The sequence below is a fragment of the Acidovorax sp. KPB24-07 genome (assembly GCF_057543315.1).
In genome coordinates this window covers 13,771-31,891 of record NZ_BAAJYS010000020.1, presented here as the reverse complement: position 1 = coordinate 31,891, position 18,121 = coordinate 13,771, and the positions used below count along the sequence as shown (strand labels likewise).

General features: G+C 63.9%; 10 protein-coding genes and 2 pseudogenes. 6 read left to right on the top strand and 6 right to left on the bottom strand.

Going from position 1 to position 18,121, the window contains the following annotated elements:
* Positions 1-525, top strand: a pseudogene (gene eda / locus AC27IQ_RS04805) (bifunctional 4-hydroxy-2-oxoglutarate aldolase/2-dehydro-3-deoxy-phosphogluconate aldolase); the annotation flags it as partial.
* 367 nt (positions 526-892) lie between these two features.
* On the opposite strand, the gene AC27IQ_RS04800 reads toward eda, so the two are convergent.
* From AC27IQ_RS04800 to AC27IQ_RS04790, 3 genes are all read right to left on the bottom strand, one after another.
* Positions 893-2,290 carry a phospholipase D-like domain-containing protein gene (locus tag AC27IQ_RS04800; RefSeq protein WP_487088589.1) on the bottom strand — a complete coding sequence of 466 codons (1,398 nt, stop codon included), beginning with the start codon at positions 2,288-2,290 and terminating at the stop codon, positions 893-895.
* On the bottom strand, positions 2,287-5,748 hold the full coding sequence (locus AC27IQ_RS04795) for an AAA domain-containing protein (RefSeq protein ID WP_317355039.1): 3,462 nt from the start codon (positions 5,746-5,748) through the stop codon (positions 2,287-2,289). Before AC27IQ_RS04795 ends, AC27IQ_RS04800 begins: the two co-directional genes overlap by 4 nt.
* A gap of 596 nt (positions 5,749-6,344) precedes the next feature.
* Positions 6,345-7,256 (bottom strand): LysR substrate-binding domain-containing protein, encoded by a 912-nt coding sequence (locus AC27IQ_RS04790; protein WP_487088587.1) that lies wholly within the window; start codon positions 7,254-7,256, stop codon positions 6,345-6,347.
* 153 nt (positions 7,257-7,409) lie between these two features.
* Between AC27IQ_RS04790 and AC27IQ_RS04785 the strand changes: the two are divergent.
* Positions 7,410-8,612 (top strand): annotated as a pseudogene (locus AC27IQ_RS04785) (MFS transporter).
* 177 nt (positions 8,613-8,789) lie between these two features.
* Here the strand turns inward: AC27IQ_RS04785 and gloA are convergent.
* Together gloA and AC27IQ_RS04775 are read right to left on the bottom strand one after the other, a co-directional pair.
* The gene (gene gloA, locus AC27IQ_RS04780) at positions 8,790-9,206 is read right to left on the bottom strand and encodes a lactoylglutathione lyase (RefSeq protein WP_284402030.1); all 417 of its coding nucleotides are present in this window, start codon (positions 9,204-9,206) and stop codon (positions 8,790-8,792) included.
* A complete protein-coding gene (locus AC27IQ_RS04775; RefSeq protein ID WP_317355049.1) occupies positions 9,203-9,754 on the bottom strand; it encodes a PaaI family thioesterase in 552 nt (183 codons plus the stop codon). Before AC27IQ_RS04775 ends, gloA begins: the two co-directional genes overlap by 4 nt.
* A 51-nt stretch (positions 9,755-9,805) precedes the next feature.
* Between AC27IQ_RS04775 and AC27IQ_RS04770 the strand changes: the two genes are divergently transcribed.
* From AC27IQ_RS04770 to AC27IQ_RS04755, 4 genes are all read left to right on the top strand, one after another.
* Entirely contained in the window at positions 9,806-10,261 is a 456-nt protein-coding gene (locus tag AC27IQ_RS04770; RefSeq protein ID WP_284428359.1) for a MarR family winged helix-turn-helix transcriptional regulator, read from the top strand.
* Between the two features lie 63 nt (positions 10,262-10,324).
* Positions 10,325-11,623: an MFS transporter gene (locus tag AC27IQ_RS04765; protein WP_487088583.1), complete on the top strand. Its 1,299-nt coding sequence runs from the start codon at positions 10,325-10,327 to the stop codon at positions 11,621-11,623.
* A 98-nt stretch (positions 11,624-11,721) separates the two neighbouring features.
* On the top strand, positions 11,722-13,092 hold the full coding sequence (locus AC27IQ_RS04760; protein WP_487088591.1) for an MATE family efflux transporter: 1,371 nt from the start codon (positions 11,722-11,724) through the stop codon (positions 13,090-13,092).
* 206 nt (positions 13,093-13,298) lie between these two features.
* Positions 13,299-14,309, top strand: coding sequence for a Bug family tripartite tricarboxylate transporter substrate binding protein (locus tag AC27IQ_RS04755; protein WP_317355056.1), 1,011 nt, complete (start codon positions 13,299-13,301; stop codon positions 14,307-14,309).
* Positions 14,310-14,743: 434 nt separating this feature from the next.
* Here the strand turns inward: AC27IQ_RS04755 and AC27IQ_RS04750 are convergent, their stop codons facing one another.
* On the bottom strand, positions 14,744-17,212 hold the full coding sequence (locus AC27IQ_RS04750) for an RHS repeat-associated core domain-containing protein (RefSeq protein WP_487088581.1): 2,469 nt from the start codon (positions 17,210-17,212) through the stop codon (positions 14,744-14,746).
* Positions 17,213-18,121: the final 909 nt, after the last annotated feature.

Genomic DNA, 18,121 nt, shown 5'->3' with positions numbered 1-18,121 from the left:
CATCCGCATGCTGGAGGTGACGCTGCGCACCCGCAGGCCCTGGCCTGCATGGAAGCCATCGCCCGCGACGTGCCCGAAGCAGTGGTCGGCGCCGGCACCGTGCGCAGCGCGGCCGATGCCCAGGCCGCCGCCCGTGCCGGGGCCCGCTTCGCGGTGAGCCCGGGCTTCACCCCAGCGGTCGGCCGCGCCTGCCGCGACCTGGGGCTGCCGTTGCTGCCCGGCGTGGCAACGGGCAGCGAGATCATGATGGCGCAGGAAGAGGGCTTCAACGCGCTGAAGTTCTTTCCCGCCGTTCAGGCCGGTGGCCTGGCCATGCTCAAGGCGTGGCAGGGGCCGTTCAGCGATGTGGTCTTCTGCCCCACGGGCGGGATCCAGCCGGGCAATGCGGCGGAGTTTCTGGCGCTGGGGAATGTGGCCTGCGTCGGCGGGTCGTGGCTGGTGCCAGGGGATGCGCTGGCGCAGGGGGATTGGGCGAGGGTGACCGAATTGGCACGGGGGGCCGTGGCGCTGCGCGCGAAGGTTTGAGGCGAATGGGCTGCTGGCGCTGATGGGTGAGTGCTGGCCGCTGTGCCAAACACAGTCGGTGGTTTGCGGTTGTTTTTGATCGCCTTGGCACCCCCTTTATCTGGCAAACAATTGCTACTACCACTACAGCGACCGGCCGGGAGCTAGCAATTGCCACGGCTTCTGACTAACTGGTTTAGGCTGGTCTCCGACGCTCAGCGAAGCCAATCAGACGGCGGCTGTACGCCCAAAGCAGTCGCTCGCAACGGCGTCTGGAGAGGCCGCTCAGCGATTGCCGGCAATCGATTCCTCGAGTTCGACGCCCAAAAACCGACGTTCAACCTGAAAACCGGCCGCCTCCAGTCAAGAGTTAAATCACATCGGCAGTCTAGACACCTTGGTAGCCCTGCTCGATTAGTCGAATCCCCTCGTCGTAGTGCTGGTCAATATAGTGCTGCTTGCGAACCATTTGTCCATACTCGTCCCTCGGTTTATCACGTGGACTGCCTCGGAAGGAGAGCCAGTTGAAGCTCGTGGTCACTGAAAAATCGGTGTCGCACACGAGCATCTTCCGGTGGGTGTTGCCGATGTAGACAAACTTGAAATTTGGGTAGTGCTTCGCCAGGGCGTCTAATGCTCGTTTTGCCTGCTCGGTGATTGCTGGCTTAACGCCGGCGGCCGCGGGCGCTGCAGGTTGTCCCTGACGGTCTCCCTCATCGATGCCGTATCCGATGTGCACCTTCACCCGACGACGGAGCGCTGCTTCAAGGTCCACAAGGAAGAATCGATCTACGACCTGATGCCGAATCCATGGCGAGATGATCAGCAACCTCGATTTGGCGTTCTTGAGGGCATCCCGTAGGACCTGTGGATGCTGGTGGCAAAGCAGCGATTGCAGCGTACTGCCCACGGAGTCCTCAAGCTCGGCAGGGACGGTAGGTTGGCCCGCAACTCTCGTTGCCACCCGCGTCTCCCGTGCGGTCTGCATGACCGACTCTGGCCGGTTGCTCGCGGACTCGGCAAGTAGCCGTGCGCCGACTCGCTCAGGACCGCCAATCTCGCGGAAGGCCTGTTCGTGCGGCAGGGACGCCCCATCCTCTCTCCAGAAGCCAACATCTATAATCGCTGGCTCTGCTGTCCTTCGGTAGAACAACATCAGACATTCGAGATAGCGCAACTCACGACGGTCGATGCTTTGGATGGCGATGAGTTCTTGCTTGAGAGCCAGAGCCGGCTTATTTCGCTCAAGGATGGCGTCGAAGAACTCTAGAGAGATATCTGTCGGCCGAAGCTCGCGAGCATTTACGCCTGGGACTTCAAAGCGCCCCTGCTCAGTCATGTCTCGAGGCTTTGTGAGTTGCTCCGAACTTATATTGACGACCTTGCGAGTCAGCGCATCCCAGCAAATCTGAACTGTTCGCTCGACCGGTAGAACAGAGCAGGCCTCAGCGACCGCGATTCGCCCCGGTGCGGTCAGCTTGACCATGGCATCGGTGCTGCCAATGGGCCGGCTGTACTGCAGATATTCTTTCTTCCCCAGTTCTGCCAGCACCGGCATGAGAGAGCGCTCAGGCAAGCCGAGGAAGCGATAGATCTCGTGGGGCTGGGTGAGGCCTGCTCGCACAGCGCGAAGCACGGCGGTCTCTACTGGCGGCAGCGCGCGAACCTCTTTGACAAGCACGCGCACATTGAGGACGTAGATAGGTAGCCCCGCTTCCTTGAAGCACGTGAGCTGCAGGCCAGGACGACTCTCAGCCGCCTCGTTCAACATCGTCTGGAGCGTCACGGTTTCAACTCCTGAATTTGACAGTCATCGGGATTTCGTCGCATGTGCTCAATGACGTCCTTGAGCGGATTCAAGTCGCCCTTCACAGTCTGGCAGTAGTAATGGTCGCCGACGATGCCGAGTAGCTCTCTGCCTCGGGAGAGCGCAACGTTGATGCGCTCCATCTCCTTTAAGAAACCGAGGCTATCTACCTCGGAGCGGGTGACGGAGAACAGGACCACGTCAGCCTCTCGGCCTTGGAAGGCGTCTACTACGTTGACGTAGATGTCGCTGAAACTCTTCCACTCGTGTCGTCTCGATTGAACGCTTTGATCGAGACGCTGTCGCTGCTCGCCATAGCCCGTCAGTAACGCGACGCTGACTCTCTTTGCAGGAAATTTACCGTTCCTTATTTTGAAGTCTAGTAAGCCAAGTTGCTTCAGGATCTCCTCGACCTCAACATCGTTGTAGTGCGATGTTCCTATTTTTTGCGAGCGGTGCCTTGGCAGCCGTGACGTTGAGAACCACATGACAGGTTTTGGCCAAGCGCTCATCAAATGCTCGGCCGGCGCTCGTTCTACGCTTTTCAGCTGGCCGTTGTAGAAGCACTCGGAGACAAGATTTCCGAGTGCCGGCAACATCCGATGCTGGGTCGTCAGCGTCTTTCGCAGGTCTAGGGGAAGTCCCTCGGTCAGTCGCTGGAACAGCGTTAGTTTTTGGTCTGCCGGGACCAGCCCAAACTTTTCGAGGAGGCCTGCGTTGCCCAGCTCGCGATCCTGAAATGGCGAAAGTTGCTTGTTGTCTCCCACGAGCACTGTCCGATGTGAGCGAGACATCGGCACGAGTACCTCCGTCGGTGTGGCAATCGATGCCTCATCGACGATGCATAGATCGTACGTCAGGTCGTGCTTGCCAGGGACGCTGGCCACGCCAAGGCATGTGCCGGCCACCACCTGAGCGGAGGCCACCACGGCGGCTTTGAACTCGACGCTGCGTCCAAACTCCGCTGACCAATCGGCGTGAATATGCAGCAGGTCCTTGAGTTGAGCCCCTCCCGGCGAGCGGTCGTTGTACTCATCGACCCAGATCCGCAACTCTTCAAGCGGACATTGGGTGAACTCGGCGAAGTCTTCCTTGGACACATATTTCGCAAGTTCGCCCCGGGCCTTGGTCGCGCTCCTATCAAGCTCATCCTGCTCGGCGGTCAAGCCGGTGAGCTCGTCCTTCATCTGCCGCAGGAACTCGGGCAGCAGTGGCTTTACCTTCTGCTCTTCAAGCAGCTTCGCAATTGCTTGGATACGCGATGTGACCTGCTCCAGGCGTGTCTTCAAACTGCAAAGTTTGTCTAACGCCATAGAACGGTGGACTTGCTCCAGGGGGATGCCCAGCGCGGTGGCACGGTCTTCCAAAAACAATGCACCTGAGGCCAGAGCCCGCTTGCGGAGTACAGGCAGCTGCTCGTCGAGCAGTAGCTCGCGCGTGCTTTGGGCGATGCGGTCATCCTCTCGTTGGCCAATCCTAATGGCTTCGACTTTTCCGCCCGATTGCGAGACGATTCGCTCTAGGGAGTTGTCAAGCGCCACGTGCGTTTGCGATGTCAGCAGTACCCGCGCGTTCGGCTCGCGGCGCAGCGTTTGGAGAACGAGTTCAGTGATGAAAGTGGTCTTGCCTGTGCCAGGAGGACCCTCCACGACCAGCAGATCAGGTCCTGCGTACGCAGCAAGCACTGCTGCCTTCTTGTCGTCGTCAATCTTCGTCTGGATGAAATCGATGTCCTGGGACGGAGGCACGGACACCTTCTCCGGACTCGCAATCAGCTTCCCAAGCTCCGGATTCACAGACCGGCCGAATCTGACGGCCTCCACGGCCGCCCGCTGACGGTCTAATGCCATATCTGTGCGAGTTGAGTCAGTCTCGACACGGCCTGAATCGGGCAGGGCGGTAAGGCTGAGTCTGTTTCGGTCGCTTGGCCGGATCAGCAGGGTGTTTCCGTGCGCTCGCACAACGAGGCCCTGGAAAACGTCCCTTAAACCCGAATCTATAGAGACCTGTTGGTCCAGTAGCACGTTGGCTGTCTGATTGGGCGAGAGGGTCAGCTTCAGGAACTCTTGGAACTCTTCCTTCTTTTCGTACAAGAGGTGCGTTTGCCGCTGCTTTTCCATTGCAGCCTTCGCAGACAGCAGGTCCAGCCATGTGTAGAACAGCTTGCGTTCGCGCTCCTCCAATTGTTGGTGTTTGCGCTTCTCATGTGCCTCGGCGAGTACCTCGCGCATTGCTGCCAACGAAGCGGTTGATGCCGCTGGGGCAGTGCCGGTGATGTCGAATCGGACGCCCAGCTCAAACGCTTGCTTGGTACGTCGCTCGAGCTCCGATGCTGAGTAATCTCGAGCGCTCACGAGAGCCAGCTTGCTGCCGAACTCATCAGGTCGCGCGATGTAGCCATACTTGTCCCCGTAGAGATACATGCTCCAGCCTGGCCGCGCCGGATCTTCAGGCATTTGCTCGCCGACTGCCTGGGCAAGATCTGCGGTCACAAATCGGTCAGCATCAGAATTGTTGATGGCCATGTCGTGCTCAAGCGTCGCGCGGACCTTGTTCGTTAGAACGAAGAGCGCTACCGGCTTCGTTGGCAACGCCTGCGGAGCGGCCTGTGCGAGCTCTGCAATCAACACGGCAGCCATAGCTAGCCGATCGGCAGGACTGTCTGTCGAGAGGCATCGCCGTAGCAGTTGCCGTACGCCAGGAGGAACGTCTACCTCTTCCACGACGCGCTGGACGTCCGCTGCAGTCTTCACTGGCATTGCACTAAGCAAACTTAGGCTCAGAACGGCGAAGCCGAAGACATCGCGGCTGTAGCTGTAGCTGCCGTCATCTGGTTCGGGCGGGGAGAACGGCTCGGATGCGAACTGGGCAAGCGTGACGCCAGGCGCAAGATAGTTCCGGATTTTCGAAATACCGAAGTCGCAGAGGCGGACCTGGCCCTCGGGCGTCAGCAGTACATTGCTTGGTTTGACGTCCCGGTGTGCCACACCGCGGGAGTGGGCGAAGGACAGAGCCTCCAGCACAGGAAGACCAATTGTTTGGTAGTAGCTATCCCAGTCGGGAAATGCAGACTGGGAGGAGGGCGTTTCCAGATACCTCGTTTTGAGATCTTGGTCGACCCAGTCCATCACTAAGTAGTGCACTTCCTCGTCGTCGTCACGCCCAGAGTCTAGGATGCGGATGATTCCAGGGTGCTTCAGCTCCGATAGCGCCTGGACCTCTCGGCGGAACGATTCCTCGACGATGTCGTCCGGCTCACCCGTGACGCGGAAAACCTTTACAGCGACAGTTTCGCCAGTCTCCGTGTCTGATGCTTGGTAAACCTGTGCCAAGCCGCCGCTACGAGGCTTGCCGCGTGTCACGTACCTGCCATCGGCAAGGATTAGCTTCGGCACCTTCAACGTGCTAGCTTTCACTACCGCATCTGAACTCTGCATAAACCTCATTCCTCCCTGATGCGGCACTTTATAGGCATACCGCTGCAGGCGATTCTGACAGTGCTGGGGGAGGTCTGCATAAATCACATCACGATGTGCTCGGCATTAATTTGAAGCCTTGAGACGATACGGTGCATGAAACAGCACTGACTTGGCTTGGGAAAGACGACCATCAGGACCGAGCGGGCTCATGGATCAACAACGTTCGCAAGTAAGCATGTCCGCGTTTGCTGGTACCGAGCAGAGAAGCAACAGGCTTGGGCTGCACTGCGTATCAATGAGGTTCGGGTATCTGCTCGTTCATGTGTTTATTGTGCAGACAGTAAGCTGGCGGCGATTTGATACCAATTCGCAACGGGGCTCTAGTGGTTCTTTAGCCTACAACCACCTCTTGCACCTCTGTGTCTAACGTCTGCTTTTGGCCCCGATTCCGGCCCTGAACGAGCGGCTGCTCCTGGCCCCACAGCGGCCTGTAGGCATCATCGGTCCAAGGTCTGCAACCGCTGCACAGCCGACACCCACACGTCAAAGCTGAAAAGCGGTAGTGGGCCTAACCCCTCGTACTGCTCGAGACCGCTCCCCGCGTGAATCCCATTTCAACGCACGCGCAAATGCTCCGCCAAGTGGCCCAACAAACTATCCACCTTCGGCAGCAGCCGCTTGCTGCGCGGCCACACGATGTGCAGCGGTAATCCCTCCAGATCGTAGTCCGGCAGGATCGGCACCAACTGCCCTGCACGCAGTGCGTCCCCTGCCAGCCAGGTCGCCAGTTGCGCGACCCCCAGGCCCGCCACCACGGCGTTGAGCTGTGCCTCTCCGTCGCCCACGACGATGCGGCTGTCCACCACGCGCCGCTCGGTCGGGCCGGCTCCATGGGAAATGAGCCAGGGGCTGGCCGTGCCGTCCGCGCGGCCGTAGGTGATCGCGTCGTGCGAGGACAGCAGGTCTTCCAGCGTGGCGGGCACGCCCTTGCGCTCCAGATAGGCGAGTGAGGCGCAGAAGATCAGGCGCTCCTTGCCGAGGAACCGGTGCCCCAGGTTGGCGGGCCAGGTGTCGGCGCCGCCGATGCGCACGGCGACGTCGATGCCGTCATCCACCACGTCCACGAAGCGGTCGGTGAACGAGACGTGCAATTGCACCGCGGGGTGATCCGCCGCAAAGGCCATGAGCCAGGCCATGACCTGGCGGCGACCGAAGGTGGCGGGCACGTCCACGCGCAGGCGGCCGGATGGCTCGGCGGTGTCGGATGCCAGCACGCGTTCGGCCGATTCGATGTCTTCCAGCACGCGCAGGCAAACCCGGTGGAAGGCGGTGCCAGCGTCGGTCAACTGCAGCTTGCGGGTGGTGCGCTCGAACAGCCGGGTGCTCAGCCGCGCCTCCAGCCGCGCGATGGATTTTCCGACGGCGGAACCGGTGAGGTTCAGCCGGTCTGCCGCGGCCGCGAAGCTGCCGGCGGCGGCGACGGCGACAAACACGTCGATGCCTTTGAGGCGTTCCGAGCTGTTCACGATGGCGGGGCCCTCCGATGGTCGATTGCAGAATTTTTCTCCATTGAATCAGGAAAAAGCATCCAACAGAAGAAACCCTGGATTGAATAAGCTGGTGGATCAGCAAGAAGAAGGCGTTGCCCATCCCCATTTCCCATTCCCCATCCCATCCGTATGCCCACGCTCGCCACAGAACCCCTCACCACCGAACCCACCGGCACGAAAGCCGGGGCATCGTCCATCGTCGTCCTGGCGGTGTCCGCGTTCGTGATCGTGACCACCGAATTCCTGATGGTGGGGTTGCTGCCGGCATTGGCCCGGGACCTGGGCGTGTCCGTTTCCACGGCCGGCCAGTTGGTGACGCTCTTTGCCGTGGTGGTGATGCTGTGCGGGCCGGCGCTGACGGCATGGCTGGGCCATATCGAGCGCAAGCGCCTGTTCGTAGCGGTGCTGGTGCTTTTTGCCGTGTCGAATGCCGTCGCGGCGATGGCGCCCAATCTCTAGGTTTTGGCGATCGCGCGCATCGTGCCGGCCCTGGCCTTGCCCGTGTTCTGGGGCACGGCCAGCGAGACCGCCGCGCAACTGGCCGGGCCGCAGCGGGCGGGGAGGGCGGTGTCGACGGTCTACCTGGGCATCTCGGGCGCCATGCTGTTCGGCATTCCGCTGGGCACCCTGGCCGGCGATGCGGTGGGGTGGCGCGCTGCCTTCTGGATGCTGGCGGCCCTGTCGCTGGCGGTGGCCGCGCTGCTGCAGATGGCCATGCCCCGCATGAAAGCCGGCCAGCGCGTGGGCTTGGCGGCGCAGGCACGCCTGCTGCGCCATCCGGCGTTCATCGCCAATGCGGTGCTGTCCGTGGTGGTGTTCACCGCGATGTTCACCGGCTATACCTACCTGGCCGAGCTGCTGGAGCAGGTGGCGCAGGTGCCGCCATCGCAGGTGGGCTGGTGGCTGATGGGCTTTGGCGCGGTGGGTTTGATCGGCAACTGGCTGGGCGGCCTGTGGGTGGATCGCAAGCCCCTGGCGGCGACGGCCGCGTTCAGTGCGATGCTGGCGGTGGGCATGGTGGCGGTCGTGTGGTTGGCGCGACAACCCATTGGGTTGGTCGTCGCGCTGGCGGTCTGGGGCGTGGCCAACACGGCGCTCTATCCGATCTGCCAGCTGCGGGTGATGAAGTCGGCGCCGGATGCGCAAGCGCTGGCCGGAACGGTCAACGTGTCGGCGGCCAATGGCGGGATTGCGCTGGGCGCCATGTTGGGGGGCGCCAGCATTTCGCTCTGGGGTGTGGGCAGCGTGGCGCTGACCGGCGCGGTGGTGGCCCTGGTGGCCGTGGCGGCGTGCCCGTGGGTGGCACGGTGGGCCCGCAAGCGGCAGACCTAGCCGCTGGAGCCCAAGGCCAAGCCTGCCCGCGCGGACGGGCAGGCAGGGGCCGATGTGCCAGGAAAGCGGATCAGGCCGCCCGCCCGCTCGGTCGTTTCTCGATCCAGGTCAAATCGGTGCCCAGCGCATGTTTCACTAGGGCATTACGCTATCAAAAATATAGCGATCAATCCGCCGTCAGCGCAAACCGGTTCCCGCGCCCACGTCGTTCTTGCGTTCGATCAGCTCGATCTTGTAGCCATCGGGGTCGGTGACGAACGCGATCACCGTCGTGCCGCCCTTGACCGGCCCCGCCTCGCGCGTCACGTTGCCGCCGGCGGCCTTGATCTTTTCGCAGGCCGCATAGGCGTCCGGCACGCCCAGGGCGATGTGGCCGTAGGCCGTGCCCAGGTCGTAGCTTTCGGTGCCCCAGTTGTAGGTCAGCTCGATCTCGGCCTGGCCGGGGTTGCCGCCGTCGAAGCCCAGAAAGGCCAGCGAGTATTTGTACTCGGGGTTCTCGGACTGGCGCAGCAGTTGCATGCCCAGGACGTTGGTGTAGAAATCAATCGAGCGCTGGAGGTTGCCAACGCGCAGCATCGTGTGGAGGAATCTCATGCCCGCGATTGTGCCGGCATCTCGAAGACCAGGCACGTCGTCGTGGCGTGGGCGTAGAGCGTGCCGTCCGGTCCCACCAGCCGGGCGTCGGCGGTGGCCAACTGGCGGCCGCAGTGGATCACGCGGCCTTCGGCGCGCACGCGCGGCACCTTGGGCGTGAGGGCCTTGACGATGTTCACACTCAGCTCGGCCGTGGTGTAGCCGCGCCCCACCGGCATGCGCGTGTGCACGGCGCAGCCCAGGGCGGAGTCGAGCAGGGTGGCGAACCAGCCGCCATGCACCGTGCCCATGGGGTTGAGGTGGGCCGTGCCCGGCGTGCCCTGGAAGATGGCCGCGCCGTCGCCCACTTCGATGAGCAAAAAGTCCAGCGTCTGCGCGATGGGCGGGTAGGGCAGTTGGCCGGCCAGCATGGACTGCATGACCTCCAGCCCGGTCTTGCCGGCAATCTGCGCCGGCGTGGCAACGCCGGCACCTGGGCCCGCGTTCATTCGCTCCATCACGGCCTGTTCCTGCGCAAGCCACTGCGCCAGGGTGTCTTCTTTCGCCATCGGCATCTCCTTTGATTGCACCTGCAATTGTTGTAGATACAATCATATGCCATGGATGCACCCCAGAAACCCCGAGGCTGTACGAACCTCAAACTGCGCCAGGTCACCCGCCTGGTCACGCAGCACTACGACACCGAGGTCGGCAAGACCGGGCTGAAGACCACGCAGTATTCGCTGCTCTCGCACATCCAGAACCTGGGCCCCGTGCGGCCGGGCGATCTGGCGCGTGCCATGCGCATGGACGCGTCTACGCTCACCCGCAACCTCCGGCCGCTGCAGGACGCGGGCTGGGTGGAGGTGGCGGCGGGAGACAACGCCCGCAGCCGCAGCGTGCAGCTCACCGAATCGGGCCGCGCCAAGCGCCAGGAGGCGCAGCGCCACTGGCGCATTGCGCAAGAGGCGCTGAACGAGCGATTGGGCGTGGCGCACGTGGCAGCCCTGCACGCGCTGCTCGACGAAACGGTGCGCTTGCTGGATGTCGGCGCGGCTGCTGGCGTGCAGCCCTGATCGGTTTCGACCGAACGGCATCTCCGCTACCACACCATACCTTCTTCACCCAAAGGCCCGCCCATGCTGTCCCAATCCGCCGCACGCTGGCTGCAGCGCCATGGCATCCACTACGGCTGGCTGGTGGCCGGCATCACCTTCCTGACCATGCTGACGATGTCGGCGGCGCTGGGCCTGCCGGGCGCGATGCTGCAGCCGCTGTCCAGGGAGTTCGGCTGGACGACGGACCAGATCTCCACCGCGCTGGCATTGCGTTTTGCGCTGTTCGGGCTGATGGGGCCGTTCGCCGCCGTGCTGATGGAGCGCTGGGGCCTGCGGGCGGTGATGTGCCTGGGCCTCGCCCTGGTGGGCACCGGCATGGCGCTGGTCACGCTGGCCAGCCAGCTGTGGCAATTGTTCGTTCTGTGGAGCCTGCTGCTGGGCCTGGGCACCGGCCTGACGGCGCTGGTTCTGGGCGCGGTGGTGGCCAACCGCTGGTTCGTCGCACGGCGCGGTTTGGTCGTCGGGCTGCTGACGGCCAGCGCAGCGACGGGGCAACTGGCGTTCCTGCCCTTCGCGGCCTGGATGATCGAACACTGGGGCTGGCGCTCCGCCATCGCGCCGATCTTCATCGCCTGCGCGGCAGTGGGCATGCTGGCGCTGGCCTTCGTGCGCAACCGCCCGTCGGACCTGGGCCTGGCAGCCTATGGCGACACGGCGCCGGCCGCGGCGACGCCCCCGCCACCGGCCATGGCGATGAACTTCGCCACGCCGTTCAAGGCATTGGCCGAGGCATCGCGCAGCGGCACGTTCTGGATTCTGTTCGCCACCTTCTTCATCTGCGGTTTGTCCACCAACGGGCTGCTGCAGACCCACTTCATTTCGCTGTGCGCGGACAACGGCATGGGCGCCGTGCCCGCCGCGTCGGTACTGGCGATGATGGGCGCGTTCGATTTCGTGGGCACGGTCCTGTCGGGCTGGCTGTCCGACCGGTACGACAACCGCAAGCTGCTGTTCTGGTACTACGGCTTGCGTGGCCTGTCGCTGTTCTGGCTGCCGCATTCCGAGTTCACGTTCTACGGACTGGGCCTGTTCGCCATGTTCTACGGGCTGGACTGGATCGCCACCGTGCCACCCACCGTCAAGCTGGCCGGCGCCACGTTCGGCCCGCAAAAGGTCGGACTCGTCTTCGGGTGGATTTTCGCGGCCCACCAGATCGGCGCGGCCGTGGCGGCCTGGGGCGCGGGCCTCACGCGCACGCTGCTGCTGACCTACACCCCGGCGCTCTACGCGGCGGGTGCGGCCTGCCTGCTGGCGGCCGGCCTGGTGCTGCTGATCCAGCGGCCGGCCCGGCCCGCGAAAGCCGTGGCACAGCCCGCCTGACCGGAGTCGCCATGTCTTCCACCGCCACATCCGCCTCTGCCCTGGCTTCGGCTTCTTCGGCGTCAGAGCCGCCCCAGCTGGATCCCCGCACCCGCCGCATGCTGGAGGCGCCGCTGGCGCCATTGCTGTTGCGCATGGCGGCGCCGAACGTACTGATCATGGTGGCGCAGGCTTCGGCGGGCCTGATCGAAACGTGGTTCATCGGCCGCCTTGGTACTGATGCGCTGGCTGGCATGGCGCTGGTCTTTCCCATCGTCATGCTGATGCAGATGACGTCTGCCGGCGCCATGGGCGGTGCCATCGCGTCCGCCATCGCCCGCGCTTTGGGCCGCCGCGATCTTGCGCAGGCTGAATCGCTGGCGTGGGCCGGGCTGGTGATTGCCATCGCCTTCGGCTTTTTGTTCACGGTGGTGCTGTGGTGGGGTGGGGCGGCGCTTTACCGTTCGATGGGCGGGGAGGGCGCGTCGCTGGAGGCAGCGCTCACCTATTCGCACACAGTGTTTGCCGGCGCGGTGCTGGTGTGGCTGTTCAACGCATTGTCGGCGGTGGTGCGCGGAACGGGAAACATGGCGCTGCCAGCCAAAATCACGACCGCCGGCACGGTGCTGCTCGTGCCGCTGTCGCCAGTCCTGATCTTCGGCTGGGGGCCGATTCCCGGCCTGGGCATTGCCGGGGGCGCGCTGGCGCTGGTGTTGTATTACCTGGGCGGAACGCTGGCGCTGTGCGCGTATCTGCGTTCGCGTCACAGCTTGCTGCGGCTGTCTCGCCAAGGGCTTCAATGGCGCTGCGCCTTGTTCGGCAGCATCTTGCGGGTTGGGCTTGCAGGCGCCGTATCGACGCTTGCCACCAATCTCACCATTGGCATCGCCACGGGACTGGTCGGGCATTTCGGGCCGGCCGCCATTGCAGGCTATGGCACGGCATCGCGGCTGGAATACATCCTCGTCCCCTTGGTGTTCGGACTGGGGGCGCCACTGGTCACACTGGTCGGCACATGCCTGGGCGCTGGCGACCGCGCCCGCGCGCTGCGCGCGACCTGGATCGGCGCAGCCGTCGCGTTTGTACTGACCGAGGGCATCGGCGTGACCGCCGCGCTGTTTCCCCATGCGTGGCTTGGCCTGTTCGGTTCCGATCCCGCGATGCTGGAAGCCGGCGCCCAATATTTGCGGATCGTAGGACCGGTCTACGGCTTTTTCGGACTGGGACTGGCGCTGTACTTTGCCTCACAAGGCGCCGGACGGCTGGCTTGGCCGGTGGGCGGAAACGTTGCGCGGTTGATGGTCGCTGGCATCGGCGGCTGGTGGGCGATGGAATCCGGCGGAACGCTGATCCAAGTGTTCATGGCCCAGGCGGTAGCGCTGGTGGTGTATGGGTCGATGAATGCAATGGCCATCGCGGGCGGCGCCTGGTTCGGCCGCGTGGGTTGGCCCAAGCTACATATGGCGGCCAAGACAGGATCGTCAGGCTGACGCGAGACAGGAATGGGTCGATGAAAACTCTCAGCACTGATCCATCACTAGATACGATTTATATTATGTAAAATCACTAAAGCACGGATGCTTGCGTGATCTGCTTTGAGTCTCACCATGCCACGCCTGCCTTGCATTAAGCTGAGCAAGCCCCTGCATCTGCATCACCCGCAGTTTGCTTGACTACAACAATATGGAGACAAGCCATGCGCATTTCACATCCGGCGGTACTCAGCCGCCGTCGCCTCGTTCTCTCAGGCTCTGCAGCCGCCGTTTCGGTTCTGCCATGGCGCATCGGGAGTGCCCAATCCACCTGGCCTACGAAACCACTGCGACTGGTGGTCCCATTTGCGCCCGGCGGCAGCTCCGAAATCGTGGCCCGCGCGGTCGCTGCAGAAATGTCCAAGACCATCGGTCAGAACGTGTTCGTGGACAACAAGCCGGGCGCTGCAGGAAACATCGCCATGCAGGAAGTCGCCAACAGCACCGACGAGCACACATTGATCCTGGGCCATATCGGTACGCTGGCCGTCAACCCCTACATCTTTCCGAAGCTGCCATACGACGCCAACCGTGACTTTGCGCCCATCACGCTGGTGTCCAAAGTGCCAAGCTTGTACGTGGTGCATCCGGATCTGCCGATCAAGAGTCTTTCGGAATTCATTGCCTATGCAAAAGCCCGTCCGGGCCAGCTCAATTACGGTTCTGCGGGAAATGGCAGCGCTGGCCATTTGGCATTCGAGTATTTGAAGATGGTGACCGACACGTTCATGTTGCACGTGCCTTATCGGGGAACGGGCCCCATGCTCACCGACCTGATGGCCGGCCGCCTGCAGGCCGCAGCCGTGGGCGCACCGGCCCTGCTGCCTTTCATCAAGGCCGGGAAATTGCGCTGCATTGCCACGGGAACCGCACAGCGGCTTCCCCAATTGCCGGATGTGCCCACGGTGGCTGAACAGGGATTCAAAGGTTTCGAAATGACCCAGTGGTACGGGTTGATGGCCCCCAGCAAATGGCCCAAAGCCCATCTGGCCAAACTGGAAACCGAGGCCGTCAAGGCAGCGCGAAGCTCTCTGGTCAAGGAAAAGCTGTCTCAGGAAACGGCTTTGGCGGTTGGAAACACCAGTGCGGAGTTCGACGCTTTCATCAAATCAGAACAGGCGCGCTGGAAACCCGTCATTGCGCGGGCCCAGATCAAACCCGAAGGCATGGGCTGAAGATCAGCTAAGCGCGGCGAAAAAAAAGGCCACTGACTCGTGTCGATCGAGAAATCACTGGACTCTTCATCACCACGAAACTCAAGGCGATTGAGGAAGGGGTCCAAAACGACCGCGGTGAAGCCTCCCGGATCGAGTTGCAGCAATTCGATGGACACGCCTTGGTGCACCCAGCGCTCGCACAGCGAGAGAAAGTCGCCATTCAGAAAGATGCTGCACAGCGATGACAGCTGGAGCGCGTTGATTTGTTCAACGTGCTCCACGAACTTGAGTTGCAAACGCACCAAGCCGTCTTCTGCCACCCAAAACTCGCTGTAGCTTCTTTTGAACCCGAGGTCTTTCTCGTAGAAATTTCGCGCTCGTTCTTCGCCATGGCGCGGTATGGGCACATGGATCCACGTGGCGATGTACTCGTTGGAAAAGGAAGAATCCATTCAGCATCCCAATTTGGATTTTGGCCGGCCGCTCACAGGCGCCGCGGCTCGCGCGGCAGCAATGGCCGCTGCGTTTCCTCGCGCCGGTTTGACGCCAAGGTCCGTCAAGGCCTGTTTCTCCGCAAGGTAAAAAGAGCTTCGATTTTCTGCGCCATCGACCCCGATATCGATGAATTTATAACCTTCTGCATGGCGATCATTGATCCAGTCGATATTGCCTTGCACGGCCTTGCGCTCCCATTCGTAGGAACTCATGGTTTCGGTGGAGGCGCCACTGGAACGGATGACTCCAGGCCAGTCCTTCTTGATCGTTCTGAACTCGTGTCCCGACAGCCGGGGGTTCTCTCTCATCGCTTTGGCATAGGCCTCCACGGCGCCCTGCCCCTCTCCGATGATGACGTACTTTTCCAGGCCCCAAGGGTCGGTCCACCGCAATGGATTGTCCGCATAGAGATGCAGATGGCTGCCACCCGCCAGCCCGATAGGGTCGGCGCTGATGAAGCGCCCGATGTCCGGGTCGTAGAAGCGGAACGTGTTGTAGTGCAGCCCTGTGTCACGGTCCAGGTACTGCCCCTGCAGCCGCAGGTTCTGCTCGATCGCCTCGCCCCGGCCGTGCGCCTGCGCCTCGGGGATGGCGCTGCCGTCGATGCGCACCGCCTCCCACTGCTCCCTGAGCGCCCCGCCCCAGGTGCGGTAGCTGGCGCGCCAGCGCACCTGGCCCTCGGGGTCGGTCAGTTCCTCCGGCAGGCCCGAGGGGTCGGCATGGAAGTAGTAGATCTGCGCGCCGTCCGGCGCCTCTTCGCGTGGCGCGGCCTGTTCCCTGGCCCGCTCCGTGGCTGGCACCGCCGCCTGCACAGCTTCGACCGCCCTGCCCCCTTGCGCATCGATGCGCGCCAGCGGCACATAGCCGCCCGGCTCGTACACATAGCTGGTCACCCGCGTCCCGCGGCGCTCCTCGATCAGCCGCATTCCCTCCCACACGAACTCCGTCACTCCGAACGCGTCCTCGCTCGCCACCCGCCGCCCCAGCGCGTCGTAACGGTAGCGCGTGACCTGGCGCGTTGCCTCGGCCGTGCCCGGGCGGCGCACCGTGGTCACGGCCACCAGTTGGTCCTCCGCATCCCACTCGAAGTGCTGCAGCGTGTGCCGCCCGCTCTTTTTCTGGACCAGGCGGCCCAGGCCGTCGTAGGCGTAGCGCTTGTCCTCGTACACGCGCAAGAGGTTGTCGCGCAGGTAGCCGTGCGAACCGGCGCCCGCCGGTCCCGACCCCACCCCATGACTTGCCTGCGAGTCCATCAGGTTGCCGGCGGGGTCGTAGTCGAAACGCTCCTGCATGCGCTCGAGGCCTGATGCGCCCGATGCATTCGGCGCGCCCTGCCCGGCCCCCGGCCCCATGCGCAAGGCCTGCAGCACCCGCCCGGTGCCGTCGTACTGGCAGCTGCTGCGCCCCTTGTGGCTGTGCACGCTGTCGCGCAGCTCGCCCGCCGCGTCGTAGCGGTATTGCTTGAGCAGGCCGGTGGCATGGCTGGGGCCGTGCTCGGCCAACTCCACCTGCTGCTGATGCCACTCGCGCTCCCAGCCCGCCGCCTGCAGGCCCGCATCCGAGCGCGTCCAGCTGCCCACGCGCCGCCCCAGCGGATCGAGCAGATAGCGCGTTCCCAGGCTGCCCTGGCTGCGGTGCACTTCGCGGTGCAGCGCATCGCGCTCGAAGTCGGCGATCAGCCGGTGCGCCTCGCTCGCCGGCACGGCAGTCAGGTCATCGCCTTCTTCTCTTGCCGCTTCGCCCCCTTCAACCGCTTCGGCCGCCAGCGATTCCCGCAGGCCCAGGCCGATGCGGTGCAGATGCCCAGAGCCGTAGCGCAGGTAGTTCAGGCTGCGCTGCAGCACCCGGCCGCCGGGCCGGGCGACGGCAGGCAGTTCGGTGCGCGTGCGGTGCCCGAGCGCGTCGTGCGCGTGGCGCAGGCGGTGGGTGTGCCCGGAGACCGCATCCGTGGCGTGCTCGGCCACCAGACGGCCCACGGCGTCGTATTCGAAGCGCACGGTGTGCAGCAGCTCTTCCCGGGCGGGATCCTGGTGGTCAGGTTCGCCATCTCCTTCTTCTACCACCCGCAGGCGCGCGGCCTCCACCACCCGCCCCGCGGCATCGTGCCGGTAGCGCAGGATCTGGCCCTGGCAGCGCTTTTCCATGAGGCGCCCGAGCGCGTCGCGCACGATTTCGGTGCGCCGCGCGGGCATGGCGCTCTGCACCTTAAGTCCTTGCGCCAGGGTGCCTTCGGTGGCCTGGGTTTCGATGTCCCCGAACACGTCATCGCCCCCGCCCGCGTGGTGGGTGATGGCGGTGACCTGGCCGTCGGGGTCGTATTCGAGCGCGATGCGCGTGCCGTCCAGGCGCACTTCTTCGATGAGCCGGTCGCCAGCGTCGTAGCCGAAGCGGTAGCTGGCGCCGTTTTCTGTCGTGAACTCGGCCATGCGGTGCGCCACGTCGTAGCGCACGCCACTTTGCCGCCCTTCGGCGTCCACGCGCCACAGGCGCTGGCCCCGCGCGTTGTAGCCATAGCGCGTGGCGCGCGAGAGTGCATCGGTGTGCTGCACGAGGCGCCCGGCGCTATCGTGCGCGAAGGTCTGGCTGCTGCCGTCGGGCAGGGCCACGGACACGAGGCGCCCGCGCGCATCGAAGGTGCTGCGGGTGACTTGCCCGATCGCGTCGGTGACACTTTGCAACTGCCCATGCCCGTCGTAGGCGTAGTGGGTGCTTTGCCCGGAGCAGTCGGTGTGGCGCATGAGCAGCGCGCGTCGTTCCACACGAGGGTGCTGCGCCCGCCCCGCGCGTCGGTGATCTGCACGGGCAGGCCGCTGGCGTCCCAGGCGGTCTCGGTGGTGCGGCCGTCCGGCGTGGTTTCGGTGGTGGGCAGGCCCCGATCGTCGTATTCCCAGCGCCAGGTGGCGCCGTCGGGCCCGGTCACGCGCAAGGGCACGAACCAGCGGCTGTCCCACAGGGTACGTGTGAGCCGGCCCAGCGGGTCGATGATGCCGGTCTGCAGGGCGTTCTCGTCGTACTGAAACGTGATGGTGGCGCCGCTGGGCCGTGTGCAGGCGAGCAGTTCGCGCCGCTCGCTCCAGCGCAGCTGCCAGGTGTGGCCCAGGGGGTTTTGATACCGGGTGAGGTTGTGATGGCGGTCCCAGCGCCAGCGCTGGCAGCGGCCCAGCTGGTCGGTGGCGGTCGTTTCGCCGCCGCTGGATTGCGCCCCCCCGTTCGCAATGCCGTCCTCGCCGGTCAGGGTGTAGGCAATGTCGTAGGTTTCGCCGTCCTCGGTCCAGTGGCGCACGACGCGGCGGTCGCGCAGGCGCTGGCCCTGGGGGCCACGCGCGCCGTCCTGG

What these genes read in the sequence shown, in the direction of transcription:
- AC27IQ_RS04795 (WP_317355039.1), bottom strand. Translation starts at nt 5,748, where the DNA reads ATGCAGAGTTCAGATGCGGTAGTGAAAGCTAGCACGTTGAAGGTGCCG.
- gloA (WP_284402030.1), bottom strand. Translation starts at nt 9,206, where the DNA reads ATGAGATTCCTCCACACGATGCTGCGCGTTGGCAACCTCCAGCGCTCG.
- AC27IQ_RS04775 (WP_317355049.1), bottom strand. Translation starts at nt 9,754, where the DNA reads ATGGCGAAAGAAGACACCCTGGCGCAGTGGCTTGCGCAGGAACAGGCC.
- AC27IQ_RS04770 (WP_284428359.1), top strand. Translation starts at nt 9,806, where the DNA reads ATGGATGCACCCCAGAAACCCCGAGGCTGTACGAACCTCAAACTGCGC.
- AC27IQ_RS04765 (WP_487088583.1), top strand. Translation starts at nt 10,325, where the DNA reads ATGCTGTCCCAATCCGCCGCACGCTGGCTGCAGCGCCATGGCATCCAC.
- AC27IQ_RS04760 (WP_487088591.1), top strand. Translation starts at nt 11,722, where the DNA reads ATGCTGGAGGCGCCGCTGGCGCCATTGCTGTTGCGCATGGCGGCGCCG.
- AC27IQ_RS04755 (WP_317355056.1), top strand. Translation starts at nt 13,299, where the DNA reads ATGCGCATTTCACATCCGGCGGTACTCAGCCGCCGTCGCCTCGTTCTC.
- AC27IQ_RS04750 (WP_487088581.1), bottom strand. Translation starts at nt 17,212, where the DNA reads ATGGCCGAGTTCACGACAGAAAACGGCGCCAGCTACCGCTTCGGCTAC.